Annotated in this window: 31 protein-coding genes and 1 pseudogene; 21 read left to right on the plus strand and 11 right to left on the minus strand. The window is 42.2% G+C overall.

What is annotated here, in order from left to right:
• Nucleotides 1–395: 395 nt before the first annotated feature.
• Nucleotides 396–1,202, minus strand: a complete 807-nt coding sequence (locus RHM67_RS16830) for a LexA family transcriptional regulator (RefSeq protein ID WP_322228141.1) — start codon at nt 1,200–1,202, stop codon at nt 396–398.
• A 97-nt stretch (nt 1,203–1,299) separates the two neighbouring features.
• Here RHM67_RS16830 and RHM67_RS16835 point away from each other — a divergent pair, with 97 nt between their 5' ends.
• The 7 genes from RHM67_RS16835 (at nt 1,300) to RHM67_RS16865 (ending at nt 6,336) form a co-directional block, all read left to right on the plus strand.
• Complete coding sequence (locus RHM67_RS16835) at nt 1,300–1,491, plus strand: hypothetical protein (protein ID WP_322228142.1); 192 nt, start codon at nt 1,300–1,302, stop codon at nt 1,489–1,491.
• Between the two features lie 24 nt (nt 1,492–1,515).
• A complete protein-coding gene (locus RHM67_RS16840) occupies nt 1,516–1,674 on the plus strand; it encodes a hypothetical protein (protein ID WP_322228145.1) in 159 nt (52 codons plus the stop codon).
• Nucleotides 1,675–1,892: 218 nt separating this feature from the next.
• The gene (locus tag RHM67_RS16845; RefSeq protein WP_322228148.1) at nt 1,893–3,857 is read left to right on the plus strand and encodes a hypothetical protein; all 1,965 of its coding nucleotides are present in this window, start codon (nt 1,893–1,895) and stop codon (nt 3,855–3,857) included.
• A gap of 59 nt (nt 3,858–3,916) precedes the next feature.
• On the plus strand, nt 3,917–4,783 hold the full coding sequence (locus tag RHM67_RS16850; protein WP_322228150.1) for an AAA family ATPase: 867 nt from the start codon (nt 3,917–3,919) through the stop codon (nt 4,781–4,783).
• A gap of 26 nt (nt 4,784–4,809) precedes the next feature.
• Nucleotides 4,810–5,226 (plus strand): hypothetical protein, encoded by a 417-nt coding sequence (locus RHM67_RS16855; protein WP_322228152.1) that lies wholly within the window; start codon nt 4,810–4,812, stop codon nt 5,224–5,226.
• On the plus strand, nt 5,223–5,645 hold the full coding sequence (locus tag RHM67_RS16860) for a hypothetical protein (protein WP_322228154.1): 423 nt from the start codon (nt 5,223–5,225) through the stop codon (nt 5,643–5,645). The genes RHM67_RS16855 and RHM67_RS16860 overlap by 4 nt, the downstream gene beginning before the upstream one ends.
• A gap of 85 nt (nt 5,646–5,730) precedes the next feature.
• A complete protein-coding gene (locus RHM67_RS16865) occupies nt 5,731–6,336 on the plus strand; it encodes a DUF3164 family protein (RefSeq protein WP_322228155.1) in 606 nt (201 codons plus the stop codon).
• A gap of 117 nt (nt 6,337–6,453) precedes the next feature.
• Here RHM67_RS16865 and istB read toward each other — a convergent pair whose 3' ends face one another.
• Genes istB through RHM67_RS16880 form a run of 3 tightly spaced genes read right to left on the minus strand, consistent with a single transcriptional unit; the run spans nt 6,454 to nt 8,742 of the window.
• A complete protein-coding gene (gene istB, locus RHM67_RS16870) occupies nt 6,454–7,200 on the minus strand; it encodes an IS21-like element helper ATPase IstB (RefSeq protein ID WP_322227467.1) in 747 nt (248 codons plus the stop codon).
• A 19-nt stretch (nt 7,201–7,219) separates the two neighbouring features.
• The gene (locus RHM67_RS16875) at nt 7,220–7,990 is read right to left on the minus strand and encodes a Mu transposase domain-containing protein (protein WP_322227468.1); all 771 of its coding nucleotides are present in this window, start codon (nt 7,988–7,990) and stop codon (nt 7,220–7,222) included.
• Nucleotides 7,990–8,742, minus strand: a complete 753-nt coding sequence (locus RHM67_RS16880) for an IS21 family transposase (protein ID WP_322227469.1) — start codon at nt 8,740–8,742, stop codon at nt 7,990–7,992. The genes RHM67_RS16875 and RHM67_RS16880 overlap by 1 nt, the downstream gene beginning before the upstream one ends.
• Nucleotides 8,743–9,125: 383 nt before the next feature.
• Between RHM67_RS16880 and RHM67_RS16885 the strand changes: the two genes are divergently transcribed.
• Genes RHM67_RS16885 through RHM67_RS16935 form a run of 11 tightly spaced genes read left to right on the plus strand, consistent with a single transcriptional unit; the run spans nt 9,126 to nt 17,211 of the window.
• Complete coding sequence (locus tag RHM67_RS16885; protein ID WP_322228156.1) at nt 9,126–9,866, plus strand: DUF6046 domain-containing protein; 741 nt, start codon at nt 9,126–9,128, stop codon at nt 9,864–9,866.
• Nucleotides 9,863–10,171, plus strand: coding sequence for a hypothetical protein (locus RHM67_RS16890; protein WP_322228157.1), 309 nt, complete (start codon nt 9,863–9,865; stop codon nt 10,169–10,171). The genes RHM67_RS16885 and RHM67_RS16890 overlap by 4 nt, the downstream gene beginning before the upstream one ends.
• The gene (locus RHM67_RS16895; protein WP_322228158.1) at nt 10,171–10,767 is read left to right on the plus strand and encodes a hypothetical protein; all 597 of its coding nucleotides are present in this window, start codon (nt 10,171–10,173) and stop codon (nt 10,765–10,767) included. Before RHM67_RS16890 ends, RHM67_RS16895 begins: the two co-directional genes overlap by 1 nt.
• A 1-nt stretch (nt 10,768) precedes the next feature.
• On the plus strand, nt 10,769–12,478 hold the full coding sequence (locus tag RHM67_RS16900) for an SGNH/GDSL hydrolase family protein (protein ID WP_322228159.1): 1,710 nt from the start codon (nt 10,769–10,771) through the stop codon (nt 12,476–12,478).
• A gap of 22 nt (nt 12,479–12,500) precedes the next feature.
• Nucleotides 12,501–13,166 carry a GDSL-type esterase/lipase family protein gene (locus RHM67_RS16905; RefSeq protein WP_322228160.1) on the plus strand — a complete coding sequence of 222 codons (666 nt, stop codon included), beginning with the start codon at nt 12,501–12,503 and terminating at the stop codon, nt 13,164–13,166.
• Between the two features lie 8 nt (nt 13,167–13,174).
• On the plus strand, nt 13,175–14,125 hold the full coding sequence (locus tag RHM67_RS16910) for a hypothetical protein (RefSeq protein WP_322228161.1): 951 nt from the start codon (nt 13,175–13,177) through the stop codon (nt 14,123–14,125).
• Nucleotides 14,125–14,724 carry a hypothetical protein gene (locus tag RHM67_RS16915; RefSeq protein ID WP_322228162.1) on the plus strand — a complete coding sequence of 200 codons (600 nt, stop codon included), beginning with the start codon at nt 14,125–14,127 and terminating at the stop codon, nt 14,722–14,724. The genes RHM67_RS16910 and RHM67_RS16915 overlap by 1 nt, the downstream gene beginning before the upstream one ends.
• Nucleotides 14,721–15,017, plus strand: coding sequence for a hypothetical protein (locus RHM67_RS16920; RefSeq protein ID WP_322228164.1), 297 nt, complete (start codon nt 14,721–14,723; stop codon nt 15,015–15,017). The genes RHM67_RS16915 and RHM67_RS16920 overlap by 4 nt, the downstream gene beginning before the upstream one ends.
• Nucleotides 15,018–15,019: 2 nt before the next feature.
• On the plus strand, nt 15,020–15,853 hold the full coding sequence (locus RHM67_RS16925) for a hypothetical protein (protein ID WP_322228165.1): 834 nt from the start codon (nt 15,020–15,022) through the stop codon (nt 15,851–15,853).
• A complete protein-coding gene (locus RHM67_RS16930; protein WP_322228166.1) occupies nt 15,850–16,335 on the plus strand; it encodes a hypothetical protein in 486 nt (161 codons plus the stop codon). Before RHM67_RS16925 ends, RHM67_RS16930 begins: the two co-directional genes overlap by 4 nt.
• A gap of 3 nt (nt 16,336–16,338) precedes the next feature.
• Nucleotides 16,339–17,211, plus strand: coding sequence for a hypothetical protein (locus RHM67_RS16935; protein ID WP_322228168.1), 873 nt, complete (start codon nt 16,339–16,341; stop codon nt 17,209–17,211).
• Nucleotides 17,212–17,874: 663 nt separating this feature from the next.
• On the opposite strand, the gene dctA is transcribed toward RHM67_RS16935, so the two are convergent.
• The 5 genes from dctA to RHM67_RS16960 form a co-directional block, all read right to left on the minus strand.
• Nucleotides 17,875–19,119, minus strand: a complete 1,245-nt coding sequence (gene dctA / locus RHM67_RS16940) for a C4-dicarboxylate transporter DctA (RefSeq protein WP_322228171.1) — start codon at nt 19,117–19,119, stop codon at nt 17,875–17,877.
• 103 nt (nt 19,120–19,222) lie between these two features.
• Complete coding sequence (locus RHM67_RS16945) at nt 19,223–20,062, minus strand: sulfite exporter TauE/SafE family protein (protein ID WP_322228173.1); 840 nt, start codon at nt 20,060–20,062, stop codon at nt 19,223–19,225.
• A gap of 73 nt (nt 20,063–20,135) precedes the next feature.
• Nucleotides 20,136–20,282 (minus strand): hypothetical protein, encoded by a 147-nt coding sequence (locus RHM67_RS16950; RefSeq protein ID WP_322228175.1) that lies wholly within the window; start codon nt 20,280–20,282, stop codon nt 20,136–20,138.
• Complete coding sequence (locus tag RHM67_RS16955; protein WP_322228177.1) at nt 20,257–20,409, minus strand: hypothetical protein; 153 nt, start codon at nt 20,407–20,409, stop codon at nt 20,257–20,259. The genes RHM67_RS16950 and RHM67_RS16955 overlap by 26 nt, the downstream gene beginning before the upstream one ends.
• A 44-nt stretch (nt 20,410–20,453) precedes the next feature.
• Nucleotides 20,454–20,654, minus strand: coding sequence for a hypothetical protein (locus RHM67_RS16960; RefSeq protein ID WP_322228180.1), 201 nt, complete (start codon nt 20,652–20,654; stop codon nt 20,454–20,456).
• Nucleotides 20,655–20,715: 61 nt separating this feature from the next.
• On the opposite strand from RHM67_RS16960, the gene RHM67_RS16965 reads away from it, so the two are divergent.
• On the plus strand, nt 20,716–22,554 hold the full coding sequence (locus tag RHM67_RS16965; protein WP_322228181.1) for a UbiD family decarboxylase: 1,839 nt from the start codon (nt 20,716–20,718) through the stop codon (nt 22,552–22,554).
• A 574-nt stretch (nt 22,555–23,128) separates the two neighbouring features.
• On the opposite strand, the gene RHM67_RS16970 is transcribed toward RHM67_RS16965, so the two are convergent.
• Nucleotides 23,129–23,287, minus strand: coding sequence for a hypothetical protein (locus tag RHM67_RS16970; RefSeq protein ID WP_322228183.1), 159 nt, complete (start codon nt 23,285–23,287; stop codon nt 23,129–23,131).
• Nucleotides 23,288–23,320: 33 nt separating this feature from the next.
• Nucleotides 23,321–23,443: pseudogene (locus RHM67_RS16975) on the minus strand (transposase); the annotation flags it as partial.
• A 487-nt stretch (nt 23,444–23,930) separates the two neighbouring features.
• On the opposite strand from RHM67_RS16975, the gene RHM67_RS16980 reads away from it, so the two are divergent.
• Nucleotides 23,931–25,118: a PAS domain-containing sensor histidine kinase gene (locus RHM67_RS16980; RefSeq protein WP_322228186.1), complete on the plus strand. Its 1,188-nt coding sequence runs from the start codon at nt 23,931–23,933 to the stop codon at nt 25,116–25,118.
• The gene (locus RHM67_RS16985) at nt 25,115–26,164 is read left to right on the plus strand and encodes a response regulator (RefSeq protein WP_322228187.1); all 1,050 of its coding nucleotides are present in this window, start codon (nt 25,115–25,117) and stop codon (nt 26,162–26,164) included. Before RHM67_RS16980 ends, RHM67_RS16985 begins: the two co-directional genes overlap by 4 nt.
• Nucleotides 26,165–26,244 lie beyond the last annotated feature (80 nt).

The following is a 26,244-nucleotide window of genomic DNA, read 5'->3' on the forward strand; positions in this document are numbered from 1 at the left end:
GTTATTGCCCTTAAAGTCAAATTATATTTTACCTGCATAGGTGTACTAAATTGAAATTCATCAAAAAATTACTTTTAAGTTATGTATTTGCTAAAACGCCGATTTTGACAATAAACAGCAATGAATTTAAGCATAACATTACTTTAATATCTTTTTAGTTAATTTTAAGGGGCTAAAAACAAAAAGTATAAATATATAAAATGGCAAAAATGGCAAAAATGGCGTTTTTGATACTGTAAAGCCACTTTATTTAAGACAATCCAAAAATGGCGAAAAATCCAAAAGTATAATTCACTACCATTTAAGCACCATTCTAAGGTTATAACTAATTCAATATGGTAGATGTTTTGGACGTAAGTATAATTACGATTGTAATAATACTATTTAAACGGTGTTTATTTGCCCTTTAAAAGGCTTTCAATTAAAGCCAGACGGCCCTCCAGATCGTTGATCCTTGTATATACCGTTCCTGGCTCTGGAGATTCCCTAATGATAGATGCTCTCCAGTACCATATCTCCAGTACATCCTCAGGCGAAACCAGATAATTTGGGTATTCTCTTTTGTTATCGTTATCTGATAACAGTATTAGCTTATTATCGTCTGCAATACGGTTTAAAACGCGTTTTAAGACAATCCCCTCCTTAGTAACAAGTATATATATACGCCTATCCCTAATGTCATTAAACGATTCGACAAAACGGCCAATAGCTATAGATCCGCTATGGTGTGTAGGTAGCATTGAGTTACCTTTTATTTCAAATGCTCTATGCGTTGCTCCGTTCAGCCCTGGCAGGTTAATTACCTGCAATGAATCCCTGTATTCGGGATCTTCAAAACCGTTTAAATAACCGGCTGCTGCCTTAGCAGTAACAAAGATGGTATTCTCCTCATTATCGCTATTTACAGTTATGTAATTAGGCATGTTCAAGGCAGGGAAAGATCCCGACTTTTTACCGCTTTTTAATACAATAGGTGCAACATTAGATGCAGGAATAGGTGCAATTTCTTTGCCGTCTATTACCAGCTCATACGGCTTGTGATAAATTCTAACAATGTTAGAGATTGTTTCAAGCGTTGGATTTTGCTTTCCCAACTCTATTTGCGCATAGTTTGCCCGCTTAAGTCCTACAGAAGCTGCAAACTCCTCCTGACTTAGTTCTGATTCCAGTCTAATGGCTTTTATACGGGCGTGAATACTCATGTGAAATATATTGTTAGAAATTCTTGCAATTGTTAGAATTACTTACAATCTTTGTTTCGTTGTTCGCAACAAAGGAAACAAAAATCTTTCAAATAATATGGAAAAAGAAAAAAGAGATGACACCGCAACGCTAACAGCACGAGCTCACAGTGTAAGCGCCTCCTATGTAAGAATGGTAGTTAATGGCAAAAGAAAAAACGAGGCAATCCTCGCAACCTATAATACCATCCTTGAAGCAAAGGATAACCTGTCAAAACCTGCTGAATCCATTGATGAAAGCACCAATTAAGCCACAATAAAACACTTAAATAACATGAAAAAAGCAATCGTTACCTACTCAAAAGCTATCTGGTTTAAACTAATGAATGATGATATGACCCAAAATGAGGCTATCCTATTATTCTGTATTGCCATGGGTTTATCCCTGCTTGGTATCCATATCGGTGATACGCTATTAGGGGGAGGTCAATAATGAATACCCTATTAGAGCTATTCTGCGATAATTGCGGAGCACACACTACAGAGCCCGAAACAACAACCTGCGAAACCTGCGGGAGCACACTATGCCCCGATTGCATCTGTGAGCAATGTGAAAGCGAATCAGCATTACCGCTGAATAGATAATTAAAAATAACCTGGCTTAGAGGATAAACGGAGATCGCTACTCCAGCCAGGTGCACAACACCACCAATGAGAATAATTGATAACATATTGTATTTAGAAGTGCCGGAGCTGGAAGCTTGTGGTGTACCACGGAGAACAATTCTCTCCTGGGATGCTATCAAAGATCCGTCTGATAAGCGCAAAACCCTGATACAGTATGAGGATCTTAAATCCAAATATCAGGATATGATCATTAAGCGGTTTGGTGATCCTTATACCTATTACCACAACCAGATCATTAAGCAATACCTACGTACAGATACTAAAGCAATGGATTATTTCACAGCATATCGCAAAGATGCCATTGCCCTGCCTAACGATACTATAAAGGAATATGTTACTTGTGCTAACTGGTTAAACCTCCTCATAGAGCTTGATAATAACTGGAGCAAATGCAAAAAGGTGCTTTGCATGGATAAAAAACCAGAGCTATATGATGCCATTGCCAGAATTTTTGAGGCTGATGTAATTAAATTACCTAAGGTTTATGTACCTCTTAAGCGCAAAATTGCAGAATACAAAGATCTTGGCTATGAGTGTATAGTATCCGGCAAATGGGGAAACACCAATAGCAAAAAGGTTAAGGATGAGCTAAACAATGCATTACTGATTGAAATGATCAGCCATCCGGCTCAATATAGTGATCTGTTTATTGCCGAAAAATACAATCTCGTTGCTGTTCAGGCAGGTTTCAAGACAATAACCGCTGTTACCGTTGGTAATTATAGGCACAATAACGCTGTCGAAATTGACGGATATAGGTATGGTAAAGATGTTTGGTACAACAAAGCGGGTAAGGTAATAAACAGAAAACGCTCAACAGCGCCACTTTTATTGATAAACTCTGATGATAATGAGCTGGATGTATTCTTTCAACAGGTTAAAACGAACAAAAAAGGCCACGATGTCGCATATCACTATTACAGGCCTACTTTATACATCGTAATAGATGCGTTTAACGACTATATTTTAGGTTATGCTATTGGTGATACCAATACAAAGGATCTGATTAAAGCGGCTTACTTAAATGCTGCAAACCACGTTAAAGAACTTACCGGAGGCCGATATTTTTGGCATCAAATTCAAACAGATCGTTGGGGCATAGACCGCGAAGCGAAAAACGATTTCTCTCAATGGTTTAGTAACCAGGCTGAATTTTCACCTACGCAATTAGGTAACTCCAGAGGTAAAGTTATTGAGCAAACCTTTAGAGGTAACTGGAGCAGCAAGTTAAGAGAGCTATTTCCTAACAACTATTCCGGCCCTAACGTAACCGCCAAAACAAAGATCAGCAGAGACTGGCTCGAATCCAATAAAAAGAGCTTTCCCACAGTGGATCAGGCTGCTGATCTGGTAGCGAATTTCATAAATGAGCTTAGAAATATGCCGGATAAAACAACCGGAACAACTAAGCAACAGCAATGGCTTAATGCATTCGGTGCAATGCAGGAAAATAAGAAACGGATCATTAGCGATGAGCAGCATTTAATGCTATTAGGTTATGATCATGTTAATCAACACACAGGCCAGTTAGAGCTTAATACACTTACCAATAAAGGCCTTACACCTATCCTGCAAGAAAGAAAAAGGATATATGAAGCACCTAAAGAGCTGTATTTAAAAACCCTCGGTACTACATGCAAGATCAAATATGATCCTTACGATTTAAGGGGTGTACTGGCCATCAGCGCCGACGAAAAAACGAGGTTGATGTGCTATGACTATGAGCTTGTAGCAATGGCTAAAGCGGATTATGAAGATCACACATCCGACTACTTGAATAGTCGAATAGGCGAAAAAGCCGGCCATGTTAAAATGATTGCAACATCCAAAGAAACCCGCCAAAGCGTATTGCAAAGAGCCCGTATGGATGCAGCCAGCTACCTATCTGCTGGAGGCCTTGTGAAAGAGTTAAAGCATGCTGCTACTCAATTACTGGAAAGTGATTTTGATGATTATACAGAGGATATTGACATCAATAGTATGATGTAATCCCATTAAAAGCCCCGCGTTGCAGGGCCATTAACGAGCCACAATAAAAAACAAATATAATGAAAGAACAATCAAAAGTAAAAATCAAGGATCTCCTGGAGAAATTCTGTGAGGGATTTACCAGCCAGGCAAAGGCCTCAAAGGCCTTGAAAGATGTATCACCTGGTACAATTTCACAAATATTGAATGATAAATGGGATCTCATTGCAGATCGCATGTGGATCAATATTGGTAAACAAGTAGGCTTTGAAATGGGTGACTGGAAAGTTGTAGAAACTTACAATTACAAAGTTATCCGTGGCTTTCTAATGGATGCTAAAGCTCAAAGCCGTGTACATGCCATTACAGGCGGTGCCGGTTGGGGAAAGGATGCAGCTGTCAAAGATTTTGCAACAGAAGTAAATGATGTTTACCTAATCAATTGCGCTGAGTACTTCAACAAAAAATATTTTATGATGGAGTTGCTTAAAGCAATGGGCAAAAGCGTTGACGGCACTGTACCAATGATGGTTGAACGCGCTGTAACCAACATTAATAAAACTTTCAGGCCTTTAGTTATCCTCAATGAGGTTGACAAACTAAAAGATGAGGCCTTTTACTTCATTATCACCTTTTACAACCTATGTGAGGATAAATGTGGCATCGTTGCCCTGGCTACAGATCAGTTGGAGAAACGGATCAGCCGTGGCTTATTCCTTAACAAAAAAGGCTATCAGGAAATATTCTCAAGATTTGGCAGGCGCTTCATAGAGCTTAAAAAGCCATCAAAAGCGGATGTTACCGCTATCTGTACAGCAAACGGAGTGACTAATCCGGAGCACATATCTGAAATATACAATAGCAGTGAGGGTGATTTGAGGAGAGCTAAAAAGCTGATTCAAAATAAGGCAACTACAGAGCCAGCTGAGGGAGAGCAGGCAGCATAATACCAATAACAACAAACATCAATAGCATGAACACTACCAGAAAAAGCCATGTAACAAGCGTTAAGCTGCAAATTTTAAACAATGAGCAGATGATACAGGCCGTCCTAAATTGGGATGAGATGCAGTACTGTGAGTTTAAATACGAGGCTGGCATTTCCTATGCCAAACGCATCACAGATGGTGATGAGCTTGGTTATAGGATGCTTATTGAAACAAGGTTTTTCTGGCAGTGGTGGAAAAATGAGTGGTCAAAAAGGGATGAAGATTTCTTGATCTACTACTCAGGATCTGCTGATAAGTCGGTGCTGCTGGATCAATACTTATTTCAGCATAACATCCAAAGGCTTAAAAGTGATGACCTGATGGATCGTAAAAGCTGCTCAATGATTGGCTATTGCATGGATGAGTTTCACAAAAAAGGGAAAAAGGAGGCAGTAAAGTGATCAAGTTGAAATTAAATAGAGATCAGCTTTATACCGTTTGCGGGTTTACAAACCCCGCTATCTATGAGGCCAAAGTTGATCATTGTATCCAGTGGCAAAACTATGCAGATCTGGATGCTCTATTTAATATCATTCAGATCGGTGAAATGGTGTCAAAAAAATACCTGTACACATTTAAAAAAAAGTACATCATCAGCTTGAAATATTCAGAAGCTGCATCACTACACACCCATACCTATGAGCTAACAGATTGCTTAGATCCGCTGAGCTATGAGTACAACGTGGCAATAATGATCAGAGCCGAATTACATTTTCATTTAACTAATTATCAAAAACGATTTCATGGACAAACAAACAGACAAAACCTCCTTAGCGCTGGAGATCAAAGCGCTGGAGGATCGCTTGCAAAGCTTACCTGATCAACAGGTTGAGGAGCGGATTGAGGTTCGCAAAAAGCTAATAGCACTATACGCACAAAACGGTAACACAATAAATATTTAGGATATGACAATCGAAACAGCAGAAACGCTAACAACAGAACAATTACAAGACCTGCTAAACCAAAGGCTGGCCGAACAAAAAGAGCAAGAACAGGCTGAAAGAAACAGTTATGAGAGCCTGAAAGATGCCACGGTAACGAAGCTGGCTACAAGTGCCCTGGCATTAAACGAGGCTATGAGAAACTTTAAAGATCTGGCTTTTGGTGAAGCCGAAACGCTTTATGAGCTACTGCAAAAATATAGCAAAAGGCATGCAGATGGTAAAGGCACATTTAAGGTTCGCAATGCTGATGGCAGTATGGAAATGAACCTTAAAAGGCATCAGCTGGGCACTTTTGATGAGCGATCGGTACAGGCAGAGAAGCACATCAGAGACTTTATCAACAACAGATTTGCAGGTGATCAGGATGTGCTTGATATAATCATGGGCGCTATGGAACGCACAAAAGGATTTCTTGATGTAAAGCAAATACAGCGCCTTTACGCAATGGAGGATCGTTTCGATGATCATAACTGGAAAGAGGGAATCAAGCTTTTAAAAGAGAGCTGGATACCAACTACAACTAAAGATTACCTAAGCTTCACAATATGGATATACCAATTTAATTGACCCCTCTCGCCAATCGTTCGTGACCCCTTTGAGTTAAGGGTTTAAAAGAGCATAAAGTTATTGTACAGACAGGCTCCTGGGAGCGGATGCTTTTGTCCGGTTTAACAACTATTATTTTTACAAAAATACATTTTCTGATTTAGAGTTTCTTCTCCTTAGTGATTCGCCATACAGTTCAACCCTTAATGAGTGATGAACAATGCGGTCAAGGATAGCATCGGCGATTGTTTTTTCACCGATAACATCATACCATTCCTTGACTGGGATCTGCGAAGTGACCACCGTAGAGCGCTTTTGGTGCCTGTCTTCTATAATATCCAGTAAAGAAGCCCGGCTCTGGGCATCAAAAGGCTGTAGACCGAAGTCGTCCAATATCAACAGATCGGCCCGTTCTATTTTTTTCAGTTCTGCCAGAATGGTACCTTTTGCTTTGGCCAGCTTCAGCTGGCCCATAAGCTTGGCCGTATTGACGTATAAGACCTTGTACCCATTCTGACAGGCCTGATAGCCAAGCGCTGTCGCCAGATAGCTTTTGCCTGTTCCGGTGGAACCGGTAATAAACAGATCCTTGTGCTCCTTAACAAAGTCAAGCCCGGCCAGCCTGTGTACCTCATTCTTGTCCAGACCACGATCTATACCGTAGTCAACCTGCTCCAACGAAGCTTTATACCTAAAGCCTGCTCCCCTGATGGCTCGTTCTACGTAACGGTTTCGCCGGTCGTCCCATTCACTGGCGACCAGCAGGGCGATGAACTGATCGGCTGTAAGCGATTCTTTTACTGAACTCTCCAGATTGGTTTTAAAGGCATCATACATGCCATAAAGGCGAAGCTGACGCATCTTGTCTAATGTTTCATTATTCATTTGTTCTATGTTTTATGGGTTACTGGTAATATTCTTTTCCTCTGATATTGTTATGGGCGGGGATCACTGATGTCTCGTCCTCTGGCTGAAGCTGGTCCAGGCGTTTCTTGAGTATCTCTTCGATAATTGGATAGTTATACTGGTGGAGGTTGTAGGCCCAGCGGCAGGCACCAGCCAGCCTTCCGGCACCAACACGACGGGCAAAGCTTAGAATGCCAGCGCATGATTTGTAAGCCTGTTCCGGATAGACCTTATGTTCCAGTACCTTGGTAATGTAGCGGGCTACATCCTCATGAATAGCTTCGGCCTCCTGAATAAACTTTTCAGGGCACCATTCAGTAAGGAAACGATGCTGCGAGGCCAGGTGATTGTCATCTGTTGTGTGGCGATACTTGATACGGACACGTGGATGGGCTGCGATCTGAGTGTACTGGTAATAGATCTTAACGGAACCGGAAGTATATAAGACCTTGACCTTCTTTCCGATATAAGTGTAAGGCACGCTGTAATAGTGAATATCCTCGCCCAGGCGGATATATCCGTTCTTCATAACGGTAACCATTACCTGTTTATTAACCTCGTAACGCAATGGGTTCAGTGGTGCCAGTACATCCCGTTCGATCTCTTCGAACTGTTCCCTGCGGGAGTAGGTCCGCCCGGAGAAGGGTTTGTTGTTATGGATCTCTAAAGCGGGACGTATAGCCGAGTTCAGCGATCCCAGATCGCTGAACCTGCGGCCTTCCAGCCTGGTGTATATGCTCCGGTAGATCAACTTTACCGCTCCTTCCACTAAGGACTTATCACGCGGCTTATAAACACGTGCAGGCACAACGGTAACGGAATAATGTTCAGCGAAGGAAGCGAACTCGTCATTAAGTATGGCTTCGTATTTACTCCCCGGGTTACCGCAGAACGCAGGTTGTCCGGCACCATGGCAACAGGAACCCCGCCAAAGTAATGCAGCGCATTCTCACAGGCTTTGATCAGATCTTCTTTACGCTGGCTTTCCACCGCTTCTACATAAGTAAGCTGACTGCAGCCCAGGATAGCTACAAACACCTCCACATCCTGTACGCTACCTTCGGATAGGGTGATCTGCAGCTTACTTCCTGTGAAGTCAATATACATCTTATCGCCGGCCTTGTGATCAATGTGCATGACCGGCCGCGAGAGTTGTAGATAAGTGTGGACCGCATTATTGAACCGCGAACGGCCATAGCCATCAGGATACTTTTCGATATACTCATTATGCAGCATCTCGCGGGTTACGCCCTTCTTTTTGAGCTTCTTGCATATCTCGGGAAGCAAGGCCTCCAGCGTCTGCATACGGGGATTGTTCTCGGTCTTGCCAACCGGGGTAGTGAACAGCACGGCAAGCTCGCTATCGCTCCTGGCGCCAAATGCCTCGTGGCTTATGCCCAAATCGTGCCATACACGTACGTACTTTTTAATGGTGTTACGGGAAATACCTACCATCCCGTGAATCGTTTTGACCCCGGTACCCTGACAGTATAATCGAATGATCTGCCTTAGTTTATTCATCTTGATCGGTTTATTGGACATTGTATTCGCTGGTTTTCGTTTATCTAAAAAGTAAACAAAAACTTTGTCCGCAGGTACCGTCAATACAAAAACTTCGAGCTCTTTTAGGGGGTCACTTTCGCGTGGCGAGAGGGGTCACTTTGCTTTGGCGAAGTGGGGTCATCATCACGCGGCAAAAGGGTACTTCTTCAATCGGTCTGATGGGGGCATTTTATTGAGTTTTATCCAGCCAATGCACTCATCCGGTATCATCTCAAGATAGATCCGGATGAGTTATCTGATGAGAAGTTCTCAGAGATATGGCAGGGCCTCCGCTGGACACTCGAATTTGAATCACAAAGATTTTCATTAAAAGACGGTAAAGACACTATAAAATTTTAATCATGGCATCACAAAACAGCTTTAATATTGCAAACCTTTACCAAAAGGTTTTCGGCCTTAAAGGTGTTAGGTTTGCCATTCCTGAAACCGATGTGTTAGGCAATGTTGCTAAATCAGCAGTGAATTTTGCAGCTAATGCCGCAACGTTCGCTGCTGGGCAACTTGTTAACAAGGCGCTCAGAACCAATGAGAATCAAAAGCAGCTGTATGATGGAATTGAAACTATACCATTACCTGCATCAAGCATAAAAAGCGCTTTAGGCACGCCCATTTACGAGCAAATTGCGCTCACTATACCGGCAATCATAAACGCGGGGGTTGTCACCGCTCCACAAAAGATCTACACGTTTCCTGATTGGCCTTTGTTCGATATAACCGGCCAGGACATCATCACCAAAACGATGATGACAAAGAAAAAAGGATCTGTAAAAGAATATATCACAGAAGATGATTATTCAATTACCATCAGGGGCATTTTAATTAATTACGATTCACAGGAATATCCTGAACAGCAGCTACAGGATTTAATGCAGATCATTAAATGCAAAAAGGCAATGAGCGTAACCTCGCAGGTATTAAATCTGATGGATATTCACAGCCTTGTTATCGAGAGGGCTAATTGGCCATCATCTGAGGGTTTCCAAAACATACAGCCTTTTGAGCTGGAGTGTTTAAGCGATGAGCCAGCTGAGTTAGAGATTAAATCGGTAAAAACTAAAAAACCAATTATACAAGGATTATGAGATCTGTGATGGTTAAAGACAGGCAAAACCTGATAGATCTGGCAGTACAACATTACGGATCAGCAGCAGCCGTAATTGATTTATGCCTGGATAATGATCTGGAGCTGGATGCAGTGATTCAACCAGGTACAATGATCAACATACAGGATGAATATCCCGAATCTGCTCAACCCGACTATGCAGCCTATTTACTGCAAAATCAAATTATAGTTGTGAGCATCAATGAGCAGGATGAGGCCGCTGTATTAGGCACAAACAATGATGAATTTATCATAACAAACGACAATATTTCAATTAGCGCGTAATGGATATTATAAAGATACATGAGTTGCCAGAGGGCACAGAGTTACTGGATAGCCACGAGCTGCCAGTATCAACAAGCTCGGGCGCTGGAGGGGTTAAGCGCTACAGCCTTGCAATTTTTAAAGCGTGGGTAATAGGTTTTGTTACGCCCTTAATATCCGCAATTGCACAAGGCCCTCAAGGCCCTGCCGGAGCTCCAGGTGCACAAGGTGCTCAGGGCGCTGCCGGTGCTGCTGGCTTACAAGGCCCTGTTGGGCCTCAAGGTTTAAAGGGCAATACCGGATCTGCTGGCCCTGTTGGTATTCAAGGCCCTATAGGAGAAAGGGGAGAAAAGGGTGAAACGGGCGCTCAGGGTGGTCAGGGCATACAAGGCCCTGCTGGAGCTGATGGTGCACAGGGGCCTCCTGGAGCTGATGGAGGTAATTTTGACATGGTCACCTATATTCAAAACGCACCAATTTGTGCTGATGAAGCTGAGGCCACTGTTTTAAATCTTTCAAATTACACGCTTTACAAAACTGCAACAGGAGAGCTCAGGTACAAACTACCTGCATCCAATTCAAGATTTACAAATCAATTCACAAATCAATTTTCATAATATGAGCCTTTTAGACGATTTGAAAACTGCAATAGATGCAGATATAAATAACGACAAGCCCGTTGAGAGCATAGATCCAAATACTATAGCTGATAATTTAAAAGCAGTAGCGGATTTTGCTGCAACTAATCCAGGCCCACAGGGCCCTGTGGGTCCACAAGGACCTGCTGGCCCTCAAGGCCCTACTGGCGGCGGCGGTGGTGGTGGGGTTTCGGGTTTACAAGACAAGCAAATCGCATTTGGAGCTGCTGATGGTACAATTGCGCAGGATGGTGCTTTAAAATTTGATTCGGCTGCGAAATCTCTTATGTTAAATAACCCTCTATCAGTGGCATTCCCGACTGCGGGTAACATTCATTTTTTTGGAGATAGCATAACTGGTGGAACGGGATCTGCTGGGGGAAGCCCATTTGCAACACTGGTGGCTGGTTTTCTCGGTTTAACAGAGGTCAATTACGGGGTTTCTGCATCGTTTTTAGAGAAACGCGCCCCCGTTGATCCGTCTGGAGCACCAAACATGATTGACCGCTTAAATCAAATACCTACAAAAACATCCGCTGATAAGTTTATCGTTTTTGTTTATGGCATTAACGATGTTAATTATGGTGGAACGAATTACAATGCAGCAAATTTTCAAGCAGATTACACAACAGTTTTAAATAATTGTATTTCGAAAGGCTGGATTGGCTCAGATATACTAATTACTTCTACAACCTATCAAAAACCTGCATTTTATGGCAATACGGGTGCCGGTGGTGGTGTGGTGACTTTAGCCATTCAACAAGCATTCAATGCAGCGGCTTTAGCCGTAAGCACCGCTTTTGGCACTAAGTATTTTGATGTATTTAACTATATCAAAGACAGGGGCGGTGATTTTAATGTAGCTGATAGTGTACACCCAAACGCAGCAGGACATTACCTAATGGCATGTGGCATCACAGATGTAATTAAACCGGATGTTTATTCGCACGGGCAATCTGTTGCCATCAATGGTGTAGCCGAAATAAAACAATTATTGCTTAGCGTAAATAAGATTCTTAAGGATGGGAGTGCTGTTTTAGGAATTGATGCTGATGGCAAAGTAGGGGTTTTAAACTCTGTAAAATCTGGTTTTAGATTAAACGGCAAGGCTTTTTTTAGTCAATTGATACAGTCGGGTGCCGACCTCCCTGATGAGCCTGGAGCAAATGATATTATTCTAAAGCATCAATCTAAGATCATTCAAAAGGCAACTGATGGTAAGGAAATGTTTATCCAATTATCGGATAGCGGTGATGTTATGACTATAGCTGGAGGGTTAAGAATCCGTTATGTCGTTAACGGTCAAGACGTGATGTATATACCTCATCAAGGCTGGATTGTTTTGGGTGCAAGTGGCACTTTTGATACAGCGCCCGATATAAAAAGAGGCGATGTGGCCATAGGTACAACCAACGGTATAGCTGCATCTATTGGGGGGATACAGGGAAAATTTATTCCGCTTACACAATCTAATTACACAGCAATCAAAAATGATTATTCAGCTGGTAAAATACAATTCTTAGTAAGCGGTGGTGTGAGTAATAATGAGGTTAACGCCTGGAACATCAATGCTGATGGCACTTTTGAAAATTTAATTAATGGTAATGGCATAATCCTTAAATCACCCGATGGAACAAAGTACAGGGTAACTGTTGCGAACGGTGGTGCTTTAACTACGGTAGCGGTTTAATTTTAATTGATAATTTAACGTCATGAAAAAACATATTTTAACGGTATCTATTTTGGTCAATTTGGTGTTTGCGGGTTTAGTTGTAAGGCATTATGTGCTAATGCCTAAGCCTAATCTTAATCCCCGATTAACATATTTTGTAAATCGGGATCAGGTACTGAAAAACTTACCTAAAGATTCCAATGATGTTCTTTTCGTTGGTGACAGCCAATTCCAAAGCTATGAGGTAAGCGAGCTTTTTGGCTCAATAAATGTCAAAAACAGAGGGATTTATTATGACACATCAACAGGTGTTTTACATCGTTCCTTAGATATAGCAAGCGGACATCCAGCAAAGGTTTTTATAGAGATTGGTGTTAATGATCTATTAGCTAACGAAAGCACTGAAAAAATCATCAATAACGTTTCCAACACAATTAAAACCATTCAGGAGATAAGCCCGCAAACAGAAATATATCTGCTAAGTGTATTTCCAACCTCACTTATTGATAATACAAGCATCTCCAGGAAGATTTTGAACAATGGTTATCGATCACTATCAAAAAAGTCGAATGTCACATTTATTGATTTAGATAAGCAATTTTTAAATAAAGGATTGAACGCAAATTACGATTCCGGAGATAAGGTGCATTTGAATGCAAAAGGTTATGGTAAGCTTACAGATGTGCTCAAAGCATACATAAAATAATATATCCAATGCTCACATTATCATCTTATATAAAAATTACAGATCCATCAGGTAGTAACTATCTGGAGTTTGATTTTGTGAATGAGGTTGTGATAGAAAAGAGCCGTAAAACTTTGACAAATACAGCCTCAATTACGCTGGCCAGAAAGTTAAAAGTTTTGAACGGTGATATTAACCAGATCCTGAAACGTAAATCAAAAATTGAGATCAGCTTAGGCTATGATGGTAACTTAATCAAAGAGTTTACTGGATATATTTCTAATGTTGGCGCTAAAATACCATTGGTGATCAGCTGCCAGGATGAAATGTGGAATCTTAAGCAAAATAGCTTTACAAAAGCTTGGAAAAAGGTTAAAGTGGCTGACGTGGTAAAGTACGTTTATCCAGGTGCTACTCAAATTATAGATCTGGAGATTGGCGGGTTTGTAATAAAAAAGCAAAGCACCGCTCAGGTGCTTGAGGGGCTTAAAAAGTTTGGGCTGCAATGTTACTTTGATCAGGATGTGCTGGTTGTTGATTTTGGTGGATCTATGCGTGTTAAACGCAAAGAGGTTATTTACGATTTCTATCAGAACATCATCGAAAACAATTTGGAATACAAGGTTAAGGATGATTCCAGAATAAAAGTTATCGCAACATCAAAATTGCACACCGGCAAAAAGCTGGAGATAACTTTAGGTGATCCCGATGGAGACGTGCACACGTTGCACTACGTAAACCTTGATAAAAGCCAGCTGGAGAAAATTGCTACAGCGGAAATTGAAACGTTAAAATATGAGGGCTATAAAGGTGATTATACAACATTTGGCCTGCCTTACATTGAGCCTGGGGATGTTGGAATCATGATAGATCCCGAATATCCGGAGCATCAGGGATCATACCTGGTTGAAGCGGTTAAAACAACATTTAGCACAAATGGATTTAGGAGATCCGTTGTGCCGGAAAGGAAAGTAGCATAATGACAGCGATAAAGCAAGCAATCAGGAAGCTGGCTACAAACAGCGGTTTCTCTGCTATTATAGATAGGGCTATCGTGCTCTCGGTTGATAAAAATGAGCTTACCTGCACGGTGCAGCTCGTTGCTGATGATAGTGAGCTGGAGGGCGTGAAATTGAAGCCGGTTTACAATGATGCAGATCTCGCAAAGATGGGATTGATCATGTTTCCGGCAACGGGCTCATTTGTCATCATTGGCCAGGTTGATGAAGATAATACAGATCTATGTGTTTTGAGTTTCAGTGAGGTTGAGAGCATTGCCCTTGATACGGATACCGCGCTTAAGCTGCTGATTGGAGGAGATGGTAAACTTAGTTTAAATACCGTTTTAACAACGTTTAATGATGGTAAAAATGGAGGGATACCACTATTAAAACCGCTTACCAAAATCATCAGTGATCTACAGCAGCAGGTGAATGATTTGAGCGATGCATTTGCAAAGCATCAGCATCCCGGTGTTTCTTTAGGTGGTGGTTTAACGCCAATTACCAAAACGGCTACACCTGCAAAAGCAACTCTCATAAAGGAAAAAGATATTGAGAACAAATCTATACTACAATGAACGATATTCTATTAGATGACAATCTGGATCTGGCCATTGAGAATGGAGATTTTGTAGTTGACGATGCAGAGCAGCAGCATCAGGAGCTGATCCTGATCGCGCCTCAAGGTAGTTTCAGGGGTAGCCCTTTAACGGGTGTCGGGATAACTAAATATTACAAAAGTGCATTTACCGTTGCAAACATTGATAAGCTCAGACAAAAGATCAGGCTGCAAATGCAGTATGATGGATATACAACAGTAAAGACAGTGATCAACTCATTTGAAGATATACAAATACAATCAGAAAGATAAACATGGCACGTTCAGCAGAAGAAATACAGGATCAGATATTAACCGAAAAAGCAGCAAGGCCTGAACTTAACGGGCTAAACAGCGTAAGTAATTCAGCTATTTACTTGCTATGGATTATTTTAACATCTAACATAATTGCCTTTTTTGAGCGGATCATGGATCTGTTTGAGGTCAGGATTCAGGCAATACAGGATAGCAAGCAATATGGTACAGATGAGTGGTGGTTTGATATTGTGATGGCTTACCAGCATGGAGATCTGTTGGCGTTTATAAATAACATATATCAGTATCCGGTTATTGATGCATCAAAGCAGATAGTGAAATTTTGCTCAATCACATCACTTAATGGCAGGGTACAAATTAAAGCAGCTGGCTCAGCTGGAGGCCAGCCGGTTGTTTTAGATAATGATCAGATCAATGGTTTAACTGCATACCTAAAACAAAAAAGGCCATCAGGTAGCAAGTGGCTTGTGCAATCGTTGCAGGCAGATACCTTAAAAATATTTGGTAACGTGTACTACAATGCATCCGGTGATATTAATGTAATAAAACCAGCGGTTAAGGCAGCTATCCAAACATTCCTTAGCGAGCTTAACACGGCCAGCAGCACCGCCACCAACAGGAACTTTGACGGTACATTGTATGTAAATAAATTGATTGATGCGATACAGGCGGTGCCAGGGGTAATAGAAAACCAATTTGATCTGTTGCAGATCTCAGCCAAAAATGGTGCTGATGCTTACCAAATATTTACCAGCAGCTATCAACCTAAATCGGGATATTTCAAGATAGATCCTGATTTCGATTTAGACACCACGTTAACGTACATAGCATGAGAAATTACAGGTACGATGTAAAAAAGATGATCAGGTGGCTAATGCCTTTTTTCCTGATCAAGCCAAAACATTTAGCCTGGTTGGAAACGCTGTTGTTGCCTGTGAAACTTATGTATGATGACTTTTTAGTTTATAAAGATCAACAGTTAAGAGAGGCAACTATTACGTCCGAAACCAACAGGCTCACAAGGGCATTAAGAGATAAGTTTTTAGATGAGACTATTTACATCATTCACCCCGACGACTACCTGGAGCAATCCTTTATCTATTTAGAAAGTGAGGGGGCTTCACCTGAGTTTGATTATCTCGATGAGGAGAATCACCAACCCTACACATTCGATTATTTGGATGAGGAGTTTAATTCGCAATACGACTTTATAGTAAGGATACCGGAGATCCTTATTGGCAATGCAGATGCCATCAGGGCATTTGTAAAAAAATACATTTTCTCCGGTATCACATTTACAATTGAAACATTTTAATATATGAAAGAGCTTTTAAGATTAGCAGGCGGGTATAAAAGGGTTATGGATTACGTCCTTAATCTACAATCCGAAAATTTGACGTTGGGCAATTCACTATTTTCAGCGCTGGGCGTTGACCTGGTATTGTCGGGTTGTGCCATAACTAACAATAATAACGGAACAATTAATATAGCTGATGGCTTAATCTATATTTCGGGTGATGCAGTGAGATTTGATGGCGCTAACAATATCGCATCCAACGGCTCAAAAACATTCGTAAAAGGCGGTTATGTTACATCAGATCAAAAGGAGTTTGGAGATGGTTCGCAAAAGAATGTTTATAGAGAGGCTAAAGCCGCTATTGTAAATTCAACAGATGGCAATCAGCGCCAAATTAAAATAACAACTACTCTGTACGATTTAAAGCAGTATATCCGCGATGTAGTTGCCAATAGTGATGTTAAAGGCGCTTATAAAGAAATCTATGATTTTGATGGAACGTTCAGGCCAAACTTTGATGAGAGTGGCCTTGGTGTTACACCTCGTTGGTATGGATGGGCAATCGATAATGGTGAAAACGGCACGCCTGGAACATCCGGTATGGCGCTCATCGCGGCTGGCACTTATACAGATCCTGTAAGTGGAGAAGAAACCGTTTATGAGATGGGGCAAAATGTCGGTGAGAGGCTGCACAAATTATCACAAAGTGAGAGCGCCACCCCGACTGGAACAGTACCAGGTTTGGTTGGCCCGCGTGGCAAACCCGGCGATGGCGGCGGTGGCCCTGTCTACTATGTTAGTGGCCCTTTAAAAGCGGGGGCTGATGCTCAGGTTGGACATAACAATATGCAGCCATCAAAAGCGGTGTACAGGGTGATCAAAATAGTAGATTAGGAGAGCCCGAAACAGCAAGGTGTTTAAGTATTACCTAAAAATTTAAGGCGCTTGAGTGAGATCTCAAGCGCCTTATTTGTTAGATTTTCAAAAGGAGGTCTAAAATTTATTTATTTTAAAGTCATGCTCTTAAATTAGCCCGTTTGGTTTGGATTAAGATATTGTAGTGTATTTACAGAGGCCTCAATAAATCAAGGTGTTTAAGTAAAGCCAATTTTTTTTAGTGCGTTTAAAGGTCATTTAAACAGCTTTTATACATGATTTTTAAAAGGAGGCCTATAACGAGGCCGTTTTGAACAAAGGCTAAAATTTATACTTTTCGTTTTTAAAATTTATACTTTTGGTTTTTGCGACTATAATTTATATTTTAAAAACACACCTACTATACCACATGAAAAAACACAACTTACTCATCTTTAACATCTTTACAAGCTTACTTTTCACAACAGCGGCCCAGGCGCAGTTTGGCGATTTTGGCAAAAAAACTGCTTGATAAGGGTACGGAGATCGTATCCGGCGGCGGGCTCGACAAAATTTTAAAGCAGCCGCAAGCCATCACCACCAGTTTTAAAGAACCTGCAAAGGTTTAGGGCAAAGACAGTAGCGGCGAAATTTACCAAGCCGGATTTTAAGGTGGATACGTCAAGCAATAGCGAATAGCTATTAAAAAGCTCCCCCTTCAGGGGGCTGTTGGATAAACTCTCCCTCACTCTTAGCCACCACAATTGTAGCCACCCCATTGCCTATCACATTGGTAATAGCGCGTGCTTCGCTCATAAAGCGGTCTACACCTAAAAGGATAGCCACCCCTTCTACCGGGATAATTTTGATAGCCGCCAATGTGGATGTTAGCACAATAAAGCCGCTGCCGGTTACGCCTGCCGCACCTTTTGAGGTGATCATGAGAATGCCGATGATGCTGAGTTGTTGCTCTATCGAAAGATTTACCTTAAATACCTGCGCCAGGAAAATTACCGACATAGACAGGTAGATAGTAGTACCATCCAGATTAAAAGAGTATCCCGCAGGGATCACCAAGCCCACTACCGATTTGGAGCAGCCAAACTTCTCCAGTTTTTCCATCATCCCCGGCAGGGCCGATTCGGATGAGGATGTACCCAGCACGATCAGGATCTCTTCCTTAATATGTTTCAAATATTGCCAAAGGCTGAATTTAAACAGGTAGGCGATAATATTCAACACCACAAAAATAAACAGGAACATGCTCAGGTAAACCGAACCCATCAGCAAGGCAAGTGGTTTAAGCGTAGCCAATCCGTATGTACTAATAGTATATGCCATCCCGCCAAAAGCACCTATAGGCGCCACCTTCATCACTATCTTCATGATGTTAAAAAACACCTTAGATAGTTTATCAAACGTGGTGATGATGGATTGGCCTGTTTCGCCCATCTTGCTTAAGCCAAAACCGAACAGGATAGCAAAAAACAGGATCTGTAGAATATCGCCCTTGGCAAACGCCTCAAAAGCATTGGTTGGTACTATGTGCGCTATAAAATCGCCCCATTTCATTTCTGCAGCGGCTTTTTCGTAGGATGTAAGCTTGGCGGTATCAACCTTAACATGGTTATTAATGAAGTTAGCGCCGGGTTTTATGATGTTTGCAACGGTAACACCTATCACTAAAGCCAGTGTGGTCACAATTTCAAAGTATAACAGGGCTTTACCACCAACCCGGCCTACCTTTTTCATATCGCTCATGCCGGCAATACCCAGCACAATGGTGAAAAAGATAATAGGAGCTATTAGCATCGTTATCAAGCTGATGAAGATCTTGCTGATCATCTGCGCGGTGGGCGCAAAACCTTTAAACTCAAGGCCAACTATTACGCCCAATATAATGGCAATAATAACCTGGAAAGTAAGGTTGCTGAAAAGGCGTTTCATGCGTTTGTGAGTGGTGAATGGTTTATTGGTGAGTGGTTGCAAGATAAAAGGTAAATATAAAGATTAAAAACTACTCACCATTCTCTACTCACCACTCACTAAATTATATCTTCCCCGTAATACCGTTATATATCATCTGGCTGGCTAAAAAGGTTACTACTACGGCAAATACCCAGCGTAACCAGCGCGATGATTTCGTGTGGACAAGGATCTTGGAACCCGTAATGGCACCGAAGAGTACGCCTATTACCACCGGCATAGCAATACCGGGGTCTATGTAGCCACGTTGCAGGTATACAACCGCGCTTGCTGCAGCCGTTACCCCTATCATAAAATTGCTGGTAGTGGTGCTTACTTTAAACGGAATGCGCATAATGGTATCCATTGCCAACACCTTTAACGCACCCGAACCAATACCTAATAAACCGGAGATAATCCCTGCGAAGAGCATCATAAAGAAACCGCCGCTTACACGGGTAACGCCATAATTAATCTGCTCGCCATTACCGTCGGGGTAGCTTCCGTAGAGTTTTAGTTTGGCTGCCAGGTAAGTTGGCTCTGTCAGGATCTTTTCCGCTTTTTTACGTAACGACATGATTGCGGAGAAGATCAGTATCACCCCAAATAGCACCGCAATGTATTGTACCGGAATATAAACGGCTATTAATGCGCCTATGAGCGCCCCTGTGGTTGTAGCTATTTCCAAAAACATACCAAGCCGTATGTTTGTAATACCCTCCTTTACATATGCCGCTGCAGAACCTGATGAAGTAGCGATAACTGATACCAGCGAAGCGCCGATAGCATAATGAATATCAACGCCTAATACAAGGGTAAGTAAGGGAATTATAACCACCCCGCCGCCAAGCCCGGTCAATGAACCCAACAAGCCCGCGAAATAAGCGCCAACAAGTATGATGATCGTAAAAATAAGTACCGACATAGAGGCTGGTATTGGTGTCAGGCCAAAAGTAATATATCTTTTTAAATGATAAAAAGGAAGTAAATCTATCGTATTACTTTTTTACGCTATTGAGATGTTTTATGGCTTTCAACTGCGCATTTAAAACCGCCTGGTTAAAACCATGTGCGGCATTGGGCACTAATATCATCTGTTTTTTCGGTGCCTTTATTTTATCAAAATAAACTTTGGTTGTTTCCATTACCGCATACATCCGGTTTCTCCAGGTTCACTTTATTTTGGGCCGCGTGGATATTTGCAGGAAGTAATAACTCCAAAAAGAATATCACAAACCAGGCAACAGGCTCGCGCACGGTTTTAACCAGCATACCTATAGCCGCCAGGATCTCAATATAGTAGCCGGTAATATAAACTAAGGCCTTTTATAAGGTATATAATTTGGCATGATCAGTACCATACCATTGGTAAATTTAAAGTGTGCCGTAGCCGCGAAGATGAGCATTACACACATAGCCAGCCTTCCGCAGAAGCAATAATCGGGCGGGTGGCCTGCAATAAATATTGCCAGCGAACTCACGCCAAATACGGCCAGTAATACAATAAGCGGTTTCATGACCTAAATATCGCTAAAAACATTAAAATGTATAATATCTTTGGGCTTTAATCAGCTTAAAATGGGTTACAATAGTTTACAGGCTTGCATTACCGACCTTGAAAAGAACGGCCACCTCATCCGCATTAAGGAAGAGGTTGACCCTTACCTGCAAATGGCTGCCATACACCTACGTGTTTTTGAACACCAGGGCCCTGCCATTTTATTTGAAAACGTAAAGGGCAGCAAGTTCCCGGCGGTGTCAAATTTATTTGGTACGCTGGATAGGTCGCGCTTTATTTTTAGGGATACACTGGAGAAAATAAAGACCTTAATTGATATTAAAAACGACCCGATAAAGGCCATCAAACACCCTTTTAAGTACGCAAATACAGCAATGACAGCACTATCGGCCCTGCCGATGAAAGTACGCAAAGATGCGCCGATAAGTTTTGATAAAGCCTTAATTAGCGACATACCGCAAATAGTAAACTGGCCTAAAGATGGCGGCCCTTTTGTAACCATGCCGCAGGTTTATACCGAGGATGCCGATATGCCGGGCATTATGAATGCCAACCTGGGCATGTACCGCATCCAGCTTGGTGGTAACGATTACGTGCAGGATAAAGAGATAGGCCTGCACTACCAGCTACACCGAGGTATTGGTGTGCACCAAACTAAGGCCAACGCTAAAGGCCAACCCCTAAAGGTGAGCATTTTTGTAGGCGGCCCGCCTGCACACCCCGTTGCTGCCGTAATGCCCCTACCCGAGGGCTTATCTGAAATGACCTTTGGCGGCGCTTTAGGCAATCGCAGGTTCCGTTATTTTTATGACGATGAAGGCTTCTGTATTTCTGCCGATGCCGACTTCGTAATAACCGGTACAGTGATGCCGATGGAAAATAAACCCGAAGGCCCGTTTGGCGATCACTTGGGCTACTATAGCCTTGCGCACCCTTTCCCACTAATGAAGGTGCATAACGTTTATCATAAAAAGGATGCGATATGGTCGTTCACCGTAGTTGGTCGCCCGCCGCAGGAGGATACCAGCTTTGGCGCTTTGATCCACGAAATTACCGGCAGTGCCATCCCGAAGGAGATCCCAGGTTTGCATGCTGTAAACGCGGTGGATGCTGCCGGTGTGCACCCGCTTTTGTTTGCCATTGGCAGCGAGCGTTATACGCCTTATGTGAAAGAGCGCTACCCGCAGGAGATCATCACCATTGCCAACCATATATTAGGCAAAGGGCAATTGAGCCTTGCCAAATACCTGTTCATCGCCGCGAAAGAGGACAACCCAAGTCTGGATGTGAACGATATAGGCGGTTTCCTAAAACATATCCTGCAACGCATAGACCTTACCCGAGACCTTCATTTCCATACCCGTACTACTATTGATACCCTCGATTATAGCGGCGATGGCCTCAACAGCGGCAGTAAAGTTGCCATTACCGTAGCCGGTGATATCAAACGCGAGCTTTGGAACGAATTGCCATCAACCTTTACCCTGCCCCGCCCCTTTGTAAATTATAAAATAGTGATGCCGGGCGTATTAGCTGTAGAGGTGCCTAAAAACATCCGCACCAGCGATATGCCTTTAATGCTGGAAATACTACAGGAACATTTAGCCGAAGCTGAATTAAGCGGGTTGCCGCTGATGGTATTGTGTGATGATGCCACCTTTACCGCGCAAAGCATCAATAATTTTGTATGGGTAACCTTTACCCGCAGCAACCCAAGTCATGACATTTACGGCATCAACAGCTTTACCGAGCACAAACACTGGGGCTGCAACGGCCCGCTAATGATAGATGCCCGCATCAAACCACACCATGCCCCGGTTTTGGAACGCGACCCGGAAGTGGAGAAGTTGGTTGATAAAATGGGTGAAATTGGTGGGGTGCTGCACGGGATCATCTAAACGATGTCATGGTGAGCTTGTCGAACCATTTGTCGCGCGTATACGTCTACTTCATTGCGAGCGATAGCATGGCAATCTTCGATAGAAAAGTCGTCGATTGGCGCCTCGTCAGGTTCGGAAGTGAGTTATTACAAGCCTGTGGATGTTCATTTTCTTTGCCTTAGCCGCAAAGAAAAGTAACCAAAAGAAAAGGCCAAGTCAAAGCGAAGCTTCCGCCCGCCCTGCCGGTTCTGAACGCTTTCTCGCCGCATGCGCGGGCTTCGAAGCTAAACCGACATTCCCGCCAGACTCCCGGCCCGCCCGCTTTGACGTTTGGCCAACGCTCTTTAGAGAAAACTTTTTGAAAATTCTTTAATTCTGTAAATTAAGATTCAGACAAAATCTGGTAAAAGACGCGAAGTATCGCGTCTCTACGTTACAGCACCCGTAGATACGCGGTACTTCGCGTCTCGTTCCATAAAGGATTTGCGTTAGATTCTGTGTTGATATGCAAGTATTAAAAGTATTTTTATATTTGAGTCTTAAGGCGGCTTTATGCCAGCCTGTTTAGGACGGCCCTTTTTAAGTGGCTGCTCTAATTATTTAATACCAGTTTATTTTCTTTTTGAGTTTGCAGGTAATTAACCTGATAGGGTGTTTTAGTTTTATAAATGGTGTAAGCTATTTCCAGTAGTTTTCTTTGTACAGCTACACATCCTTTCATTTTTATGCCATTCTTTGATACTATTCTCACAAAGATTTCTTTATACTTTTCCGAATGCCTGATAGCTGGCATATACATTGCTTTTCGCAAATACCGGCTGCCTCTTTTGGATATGCAGGGCTTGCCTTTTACAGACGTTCCGGATTCTTTCTCTTTGACATCAAGGCCTGCATAACTGGTTAACTGCTTTTGCTTCTCATGAGTTCAAATCCATTAGTTTCAGCCATGATTACTGCCGCTGCTTTGCGGCCCGATGCCAGGTATCGAAGTAATTAACTCATAGAATATCTGGTGTAGTGCTTCCATTACGGCAATCTTCTCAATGAGGCTAAAATATTTATTGATGAGTTTATCAAAAAAGGCAGACTCTATCTTGAAAATTCGAGGTCAAATTCCCAGTGTTCTGCCATCACATAATATTGTAAGGAACGTGCGGATAATGCGTTTAATGTTTCCATGTATGATCTGTTTTTATTTGTTTTCAAATAGCCGGGTGAATGTCTCGTTAAAAATTGCATACCGGCGTTGTAAAGGTGGGCAATGCCGCTTCGACAACACATGATCTGCATCACATTTAAAAGCGGGGTACATCAAATGCATAACCGCCTATCATTTCAAAGCATCAAGGTCATGATATTTGCGGGATGTTAGTTATAAAGGGATAACTTAGCCTATGGAAAACGCGGCGCTGCTTAAAGCGATCATTCAAAATGCCATTGATGGTATCATCACAATAGACGAAAGGGGATTGATAGAAACTATTAACCCTGCCGCTTGCACGCTGTTTTGCTACGCCCCTGAAGAGGTTGTCGGCAAAAACATCTCGTTCCTGATGCCCCCTCCGGATCGTACCCAGCATGACGAATACCTTAGGCGCTACCAGCATACCGGCGTGCCACATATAATTGGCATAGGGCGTGAGGTAACCGGTTTGCGTAAAGATGGCACTATGTTCCCGTTCAGATTAGGGGTGAGTGAGGTTGCCTATTCGGGCCGAAAAATATATACCGGCTTTATACATGATCTAAGCAAGCAAAAGGAAGCCGAAGAGCAATTAAAGGATTACGCCGCACATTTAGAAGAACTGATACAAGAGCGCACCCAATCATTAAAAGAAACGGTACTGGCCTTGCAAAGTGCCAAAGAGGAAGTAAGCTTATCGTTAGAGAAAGAAAAAGAGTTGGGCCAGTTAAAAAGCAGGTTTGTATCTATGGCATCGCACGAGTTTCGCACGCCTTTAAGCGCCATACAACTATCGGCTTCGCTGGTTGATAAATATGCACAGGCTTTTAGCAGCGATAACATCACCAAACATGTGGGTAAGATAAAAAACGCGGTAGGTAACCTCACCACTATTTTAAACGATTTTCTTTCGCTCGAAAAACTGGAAGCCGGCAAAGTAGAACCCACTTTTATGGAATTTGACCTTGTTAAATTAGCTGAAGAGATAACCGAAGAAATGCAAATGGTAGCTAAGCAAAACCAGCATATTATTTACCAGCATACCGGTAAAGAGAGTATGGTAAAATTGGATCAAAACCTGCTAAAAAACTGTGTATTTAATTTAATAGCCAACGCCATCAAATATTCGGGCGAAAATACTTTTATAGAGTTTAATACCGAGATAAGCGAAACAGGTTGCACCGTCATTATAAAAGATAACGGCATTGGCATCCCCGAAAAAGACCAAAAACACCTTTTTGAACCATTCTTTAGAGCCCATAACACCGGCAACATACCGGGTACGGGCCTGGGGTTAAACATTGTTGAACGCTACACCCAACTAATGCAGGGAACCGTAGCATTTAAAAGTAACGTTAACCAAGGCACATCGTTTACAATTTCGTTTGATAAAATATGAGTAAGCAAGTATTGATTATTGAAGATAATACCGATATCAGGGAAAATATTGTTGAGATATTAGAACTGGCAGATTTTAACGTATTACAGGCAAGTAACGGAAAAGCTGGGGTAGACCTGGCACTTAAAAACAAACCTGATATTATCCTTTGCGATATTATGATGCCCGATCTGGATGGCTACGGCGTATTGTATATGCTAAACAAAAATCCCGAAACCGCCACCATACCTTTTATATTTTTAACGGCCAAAGCCGAGCGTGTTGATCTGCGAAAAGGTATGGAAATGGGTGCCGACGATTATTTGACCAAACCCTTTGACGATATTGAGCTGCTTAACGCCATAGAAACCCGGCTAAAAAAGAAAGTGGTACAGGAAAGTTTTTACAGTAATCCGCTCGAAAAGTTAAACAGCCTGCTATCAAAAAACAATGGGCTGGCCGAACTTAAGCGTATTGTAACCGAACGCAAGAGCCGACAGTTTAAAAAGAACCAGGTTATTTATTACGATGGCGATAAAGGTAACGGGCTCTACATCATATTAAGCGGTAAGATCAAAACCATGAAACTTGCCGAAGACGGACGCGAACTGATGACAGGGATACATGCTGTTGATGACTACCTGGGTATAAACGCCATGTTAGCCAACGAACCATATGCCGACACAGCAACCGCCATGGAAGATTCCCAACTTTGCCTGATACCAAAAGAACAGCTGGACGAAATGATCAACCAATACCCCGATGTTGCACGCGCATTTATTAATATACTGGCTAACGATGTTAGGGATAAAGAGGAACAATTATTACACCTGGCCTATAATTCGGTACGTAAACGCATGGCCGAGGCCTTATTACGCTTACATAAGCAAAATGATGCGCCGCAAGGGTTTAAAATAAGCCGTGAAGACCTGGCTGCGATGACAGGTATGGCCACCGAAACCGTAAGCCGAACGCTAACAGATTTTAAGGACGAGGGCCTTATAGAAAAAAAGGGCAGCCTAGTTACCGTACTTGATGAAATACGGATCGCTAAAATGAAAAACTGACGAGCGTCACTTTTGGGGGTGACCGCGCTCAATTAAATCAACGGCTATTCGCTATAATTTTGAAAAAATAAATTATTGCG

This window comes from Mucilaginibacter sp. 5C4 (assembly GCF_034345625.1).
In the GTDB taxonomy this organism is placed as follows: domain Bacteria; phylum Bacteroidota; class Bacteroidia; order Sphingobacteriales; family Sphingobacteriaceae; genus Mucilaginibacter; species Mucilaginibacter aurantiaciroseus.

Excerpts from the sequence above, each read along its gene's own strand:
- RHM67_RS16830 (WP_322228141.1), bottom strand. The coding sequence starts at position 1,202 with ATGAGTATTCACGCCCGTATAAAAGCCATTAGACTGGAATCAGAACTA.
- RHM67_RS16835 (WP_322228142.1), top strand. The coding sequence starts at position 1,300 with ATGGAAAAAGAAAAAAGAGATGACACCGCAACGCTAACAGCACGAGCT.
- RHM67_RS16840 (WP_322228145.1), top strand. The coding sequence starts at position 1,516 with ATGAAAAAAGCAATCGTTACCTACTCAAAAGCTATCTGGTTTAAACTA.
- RHM67_RS16845 (WP_322228148.1), top strand. The coding sequence starts at position 1,893 with ATGAGAATAATTGATAACATATTGTATTTAGAAGTGCCGGAGCTGGAA.
- RHM67_RS16850 (WP_322228150.1), top strand. The coding sequence starts at position 3,917 with ATGAAAGAACAATCAAAAGTAAAAATCAAGGATCTCCTGGAGAAATTC.
- RHM67_RS16855 (WP_322228152.1), top strand. The coding sequence starts at position 4,810 with ATGAACACTACCAGAAAAAGCCATGTAACAAGCGTTAAGCTGCAAATT.
- RHM67_RS16865 (WP_322228155.1), top strand. The coding sequence starts at position 5,731 with ATGACAATCGAAACAGCAGAAACGCTAACAACAGAACAATTACAAGAC.
- istB (WP_322227467.1), bottom strand. The coding sequence starts at position 7,200 with ATGAATAATGAAACATTAGACAAGATGCGTCAGCTTCGCCTTTATGGC.
- RHM67_RS16880 (WP_322227469.1), bottom strand. The coding sequence starts at position 8,742 with ATGAATAAACTAAGGCAGATCATTCGATTATACTGTCAGGGTACCGGG.
- RHM67_RS16885 (WP_322228156.1), top strand. The coding sequence starts at position 9,126 with ATGGCATCACAAAACAGCTTTAATATTGCAAACCTTTACCAAAAGGTT.
- RHM67_RS16890 (WP_322228157.1), top strand. The coding sequence starts at position 9,863 with ATGAGATCTGTGATGGTTAAAGACAGGCAAAACCTGATAGATCTGGCA.
- RHM67_RS16895 (WP_322228158.1), top strand. The coding sequence starts at position 10,171 with ATGGATATTATAAAGATACATGAGTTGCCAGAGGGCACAGAGTTACTG.
- RHM67_RS16900 (WP_322228159.1), top strand. The coding sequence starts at position 10,769 with ATGAGCCTTTTAGACGATTTGAAAACTGCAATAGATGCAGATATAAAT.
- RHM67_RS16905 (WP_322228160.1), top strand. The coding sequence starts at position 12,501 with ATGAAAAAACATATTTTAACGGTATCTATTTTGGTCAATTTGGTGTTT.
- RHM67_RS16910 (WP_322228161.1), top strand. The coding sequence starts at position 13,175 with ATGCTCACATTATCATCTTATATAAAAATTACAGATCCATCAGGTAGT.
- RHM67_RS16915 (WP_322228162.1), top strand. The coding sequence starts at position 14,125 with ATGACAGCGATAAAGCAAGCAATCAGGAAGCTGGCTACAAACAGCGGT.
- RHM67_RS16920 (WP_322228164.1), top strand. The coding sequence starts at position 14,721 with ATGAACGATATTCTATTAGATGACAATCTGGATCTGGCCATTGAGAAT.
- RHM67_RS16925 (WP_322228165.1), top strand. The coding sequence starts at position 15,020 with ATGGCACGTTCAGCAGAAGAAATACAGGATCAGATATTAACCGAAAAA.
- RHM67_RS16930 (WP_322228166.1), top strand. The coding sequence starts at position 15,850 with ATGAGAAATTACAGGTACGATGTAAAAAAGATGATCAGGTGGCTAATG.
- RHM67_RS16935 (WP_322228168.1), top strand. The coding sequence starts at position 16,339 with ATGAAAGAGCTTTTAAGATTAGCAGGCGGGTATAAAAGGGTTATGGAT.
- dctA (WP_322228171.1), bottom strand. The coding sequence starts at position 19,119 with ATGAAACGCCTTTTCAGCAACCTTACTTTCCAGGTTATTATTGCCATT.
- RHM67_RS16945 (WP_322228173.1), bottom strand. The coding sequence starts at position 20,062 with ATGTCGGTACTTATTTTTACGATCATCATACTTGTTGGCGCTTATTTC.
- RHM67_RS16950 (WP_322228175.1), bottom strand. The coding sequence starts at position 20,282 with ATGGAAACAACCAAAGTTTATTTTGATAAAATAAAGGCACCGAAAAAA.
- RHM67_RS16955 (WP_322228177.1), bottom strand. The coding sequence starts at position 20,409 with ATGCTGGTTAAAACCGTGCGCGAGCCTGTTGCCTGGTTTGTGATATTC.
- RHM67_RS16960 (WP_322228180.1), bottom strand. The coding sequence starts at position 20,654 with ATGAAACCGCTTATTGTATTACTGGCCGTATTTGGCGTGAGTTCGCTG.
- RHM67_RS16965 (WP_322228181.1), top strand. The coding sequence starts at position 20,716 with ATGGGTTACAATAGTTTACAGGCTTGCATTACCGACCTTGAAAAGAAC.
- RHM67_RS16980 (WP_322228186.1), top strand. The coding sequence starts at position 23,931 with ATGGAAAACGCGGCGCTGCTTAAAGCGATCATTCAAAATGCCATTGAT.
- RHM67_RS16985 (WP_322228187.1), top strand. The coding sequence starts at position 25,115 with ATGAGTAAGCAAGTATTGATTATTGAAGATAATACCGATATCAGGGAA.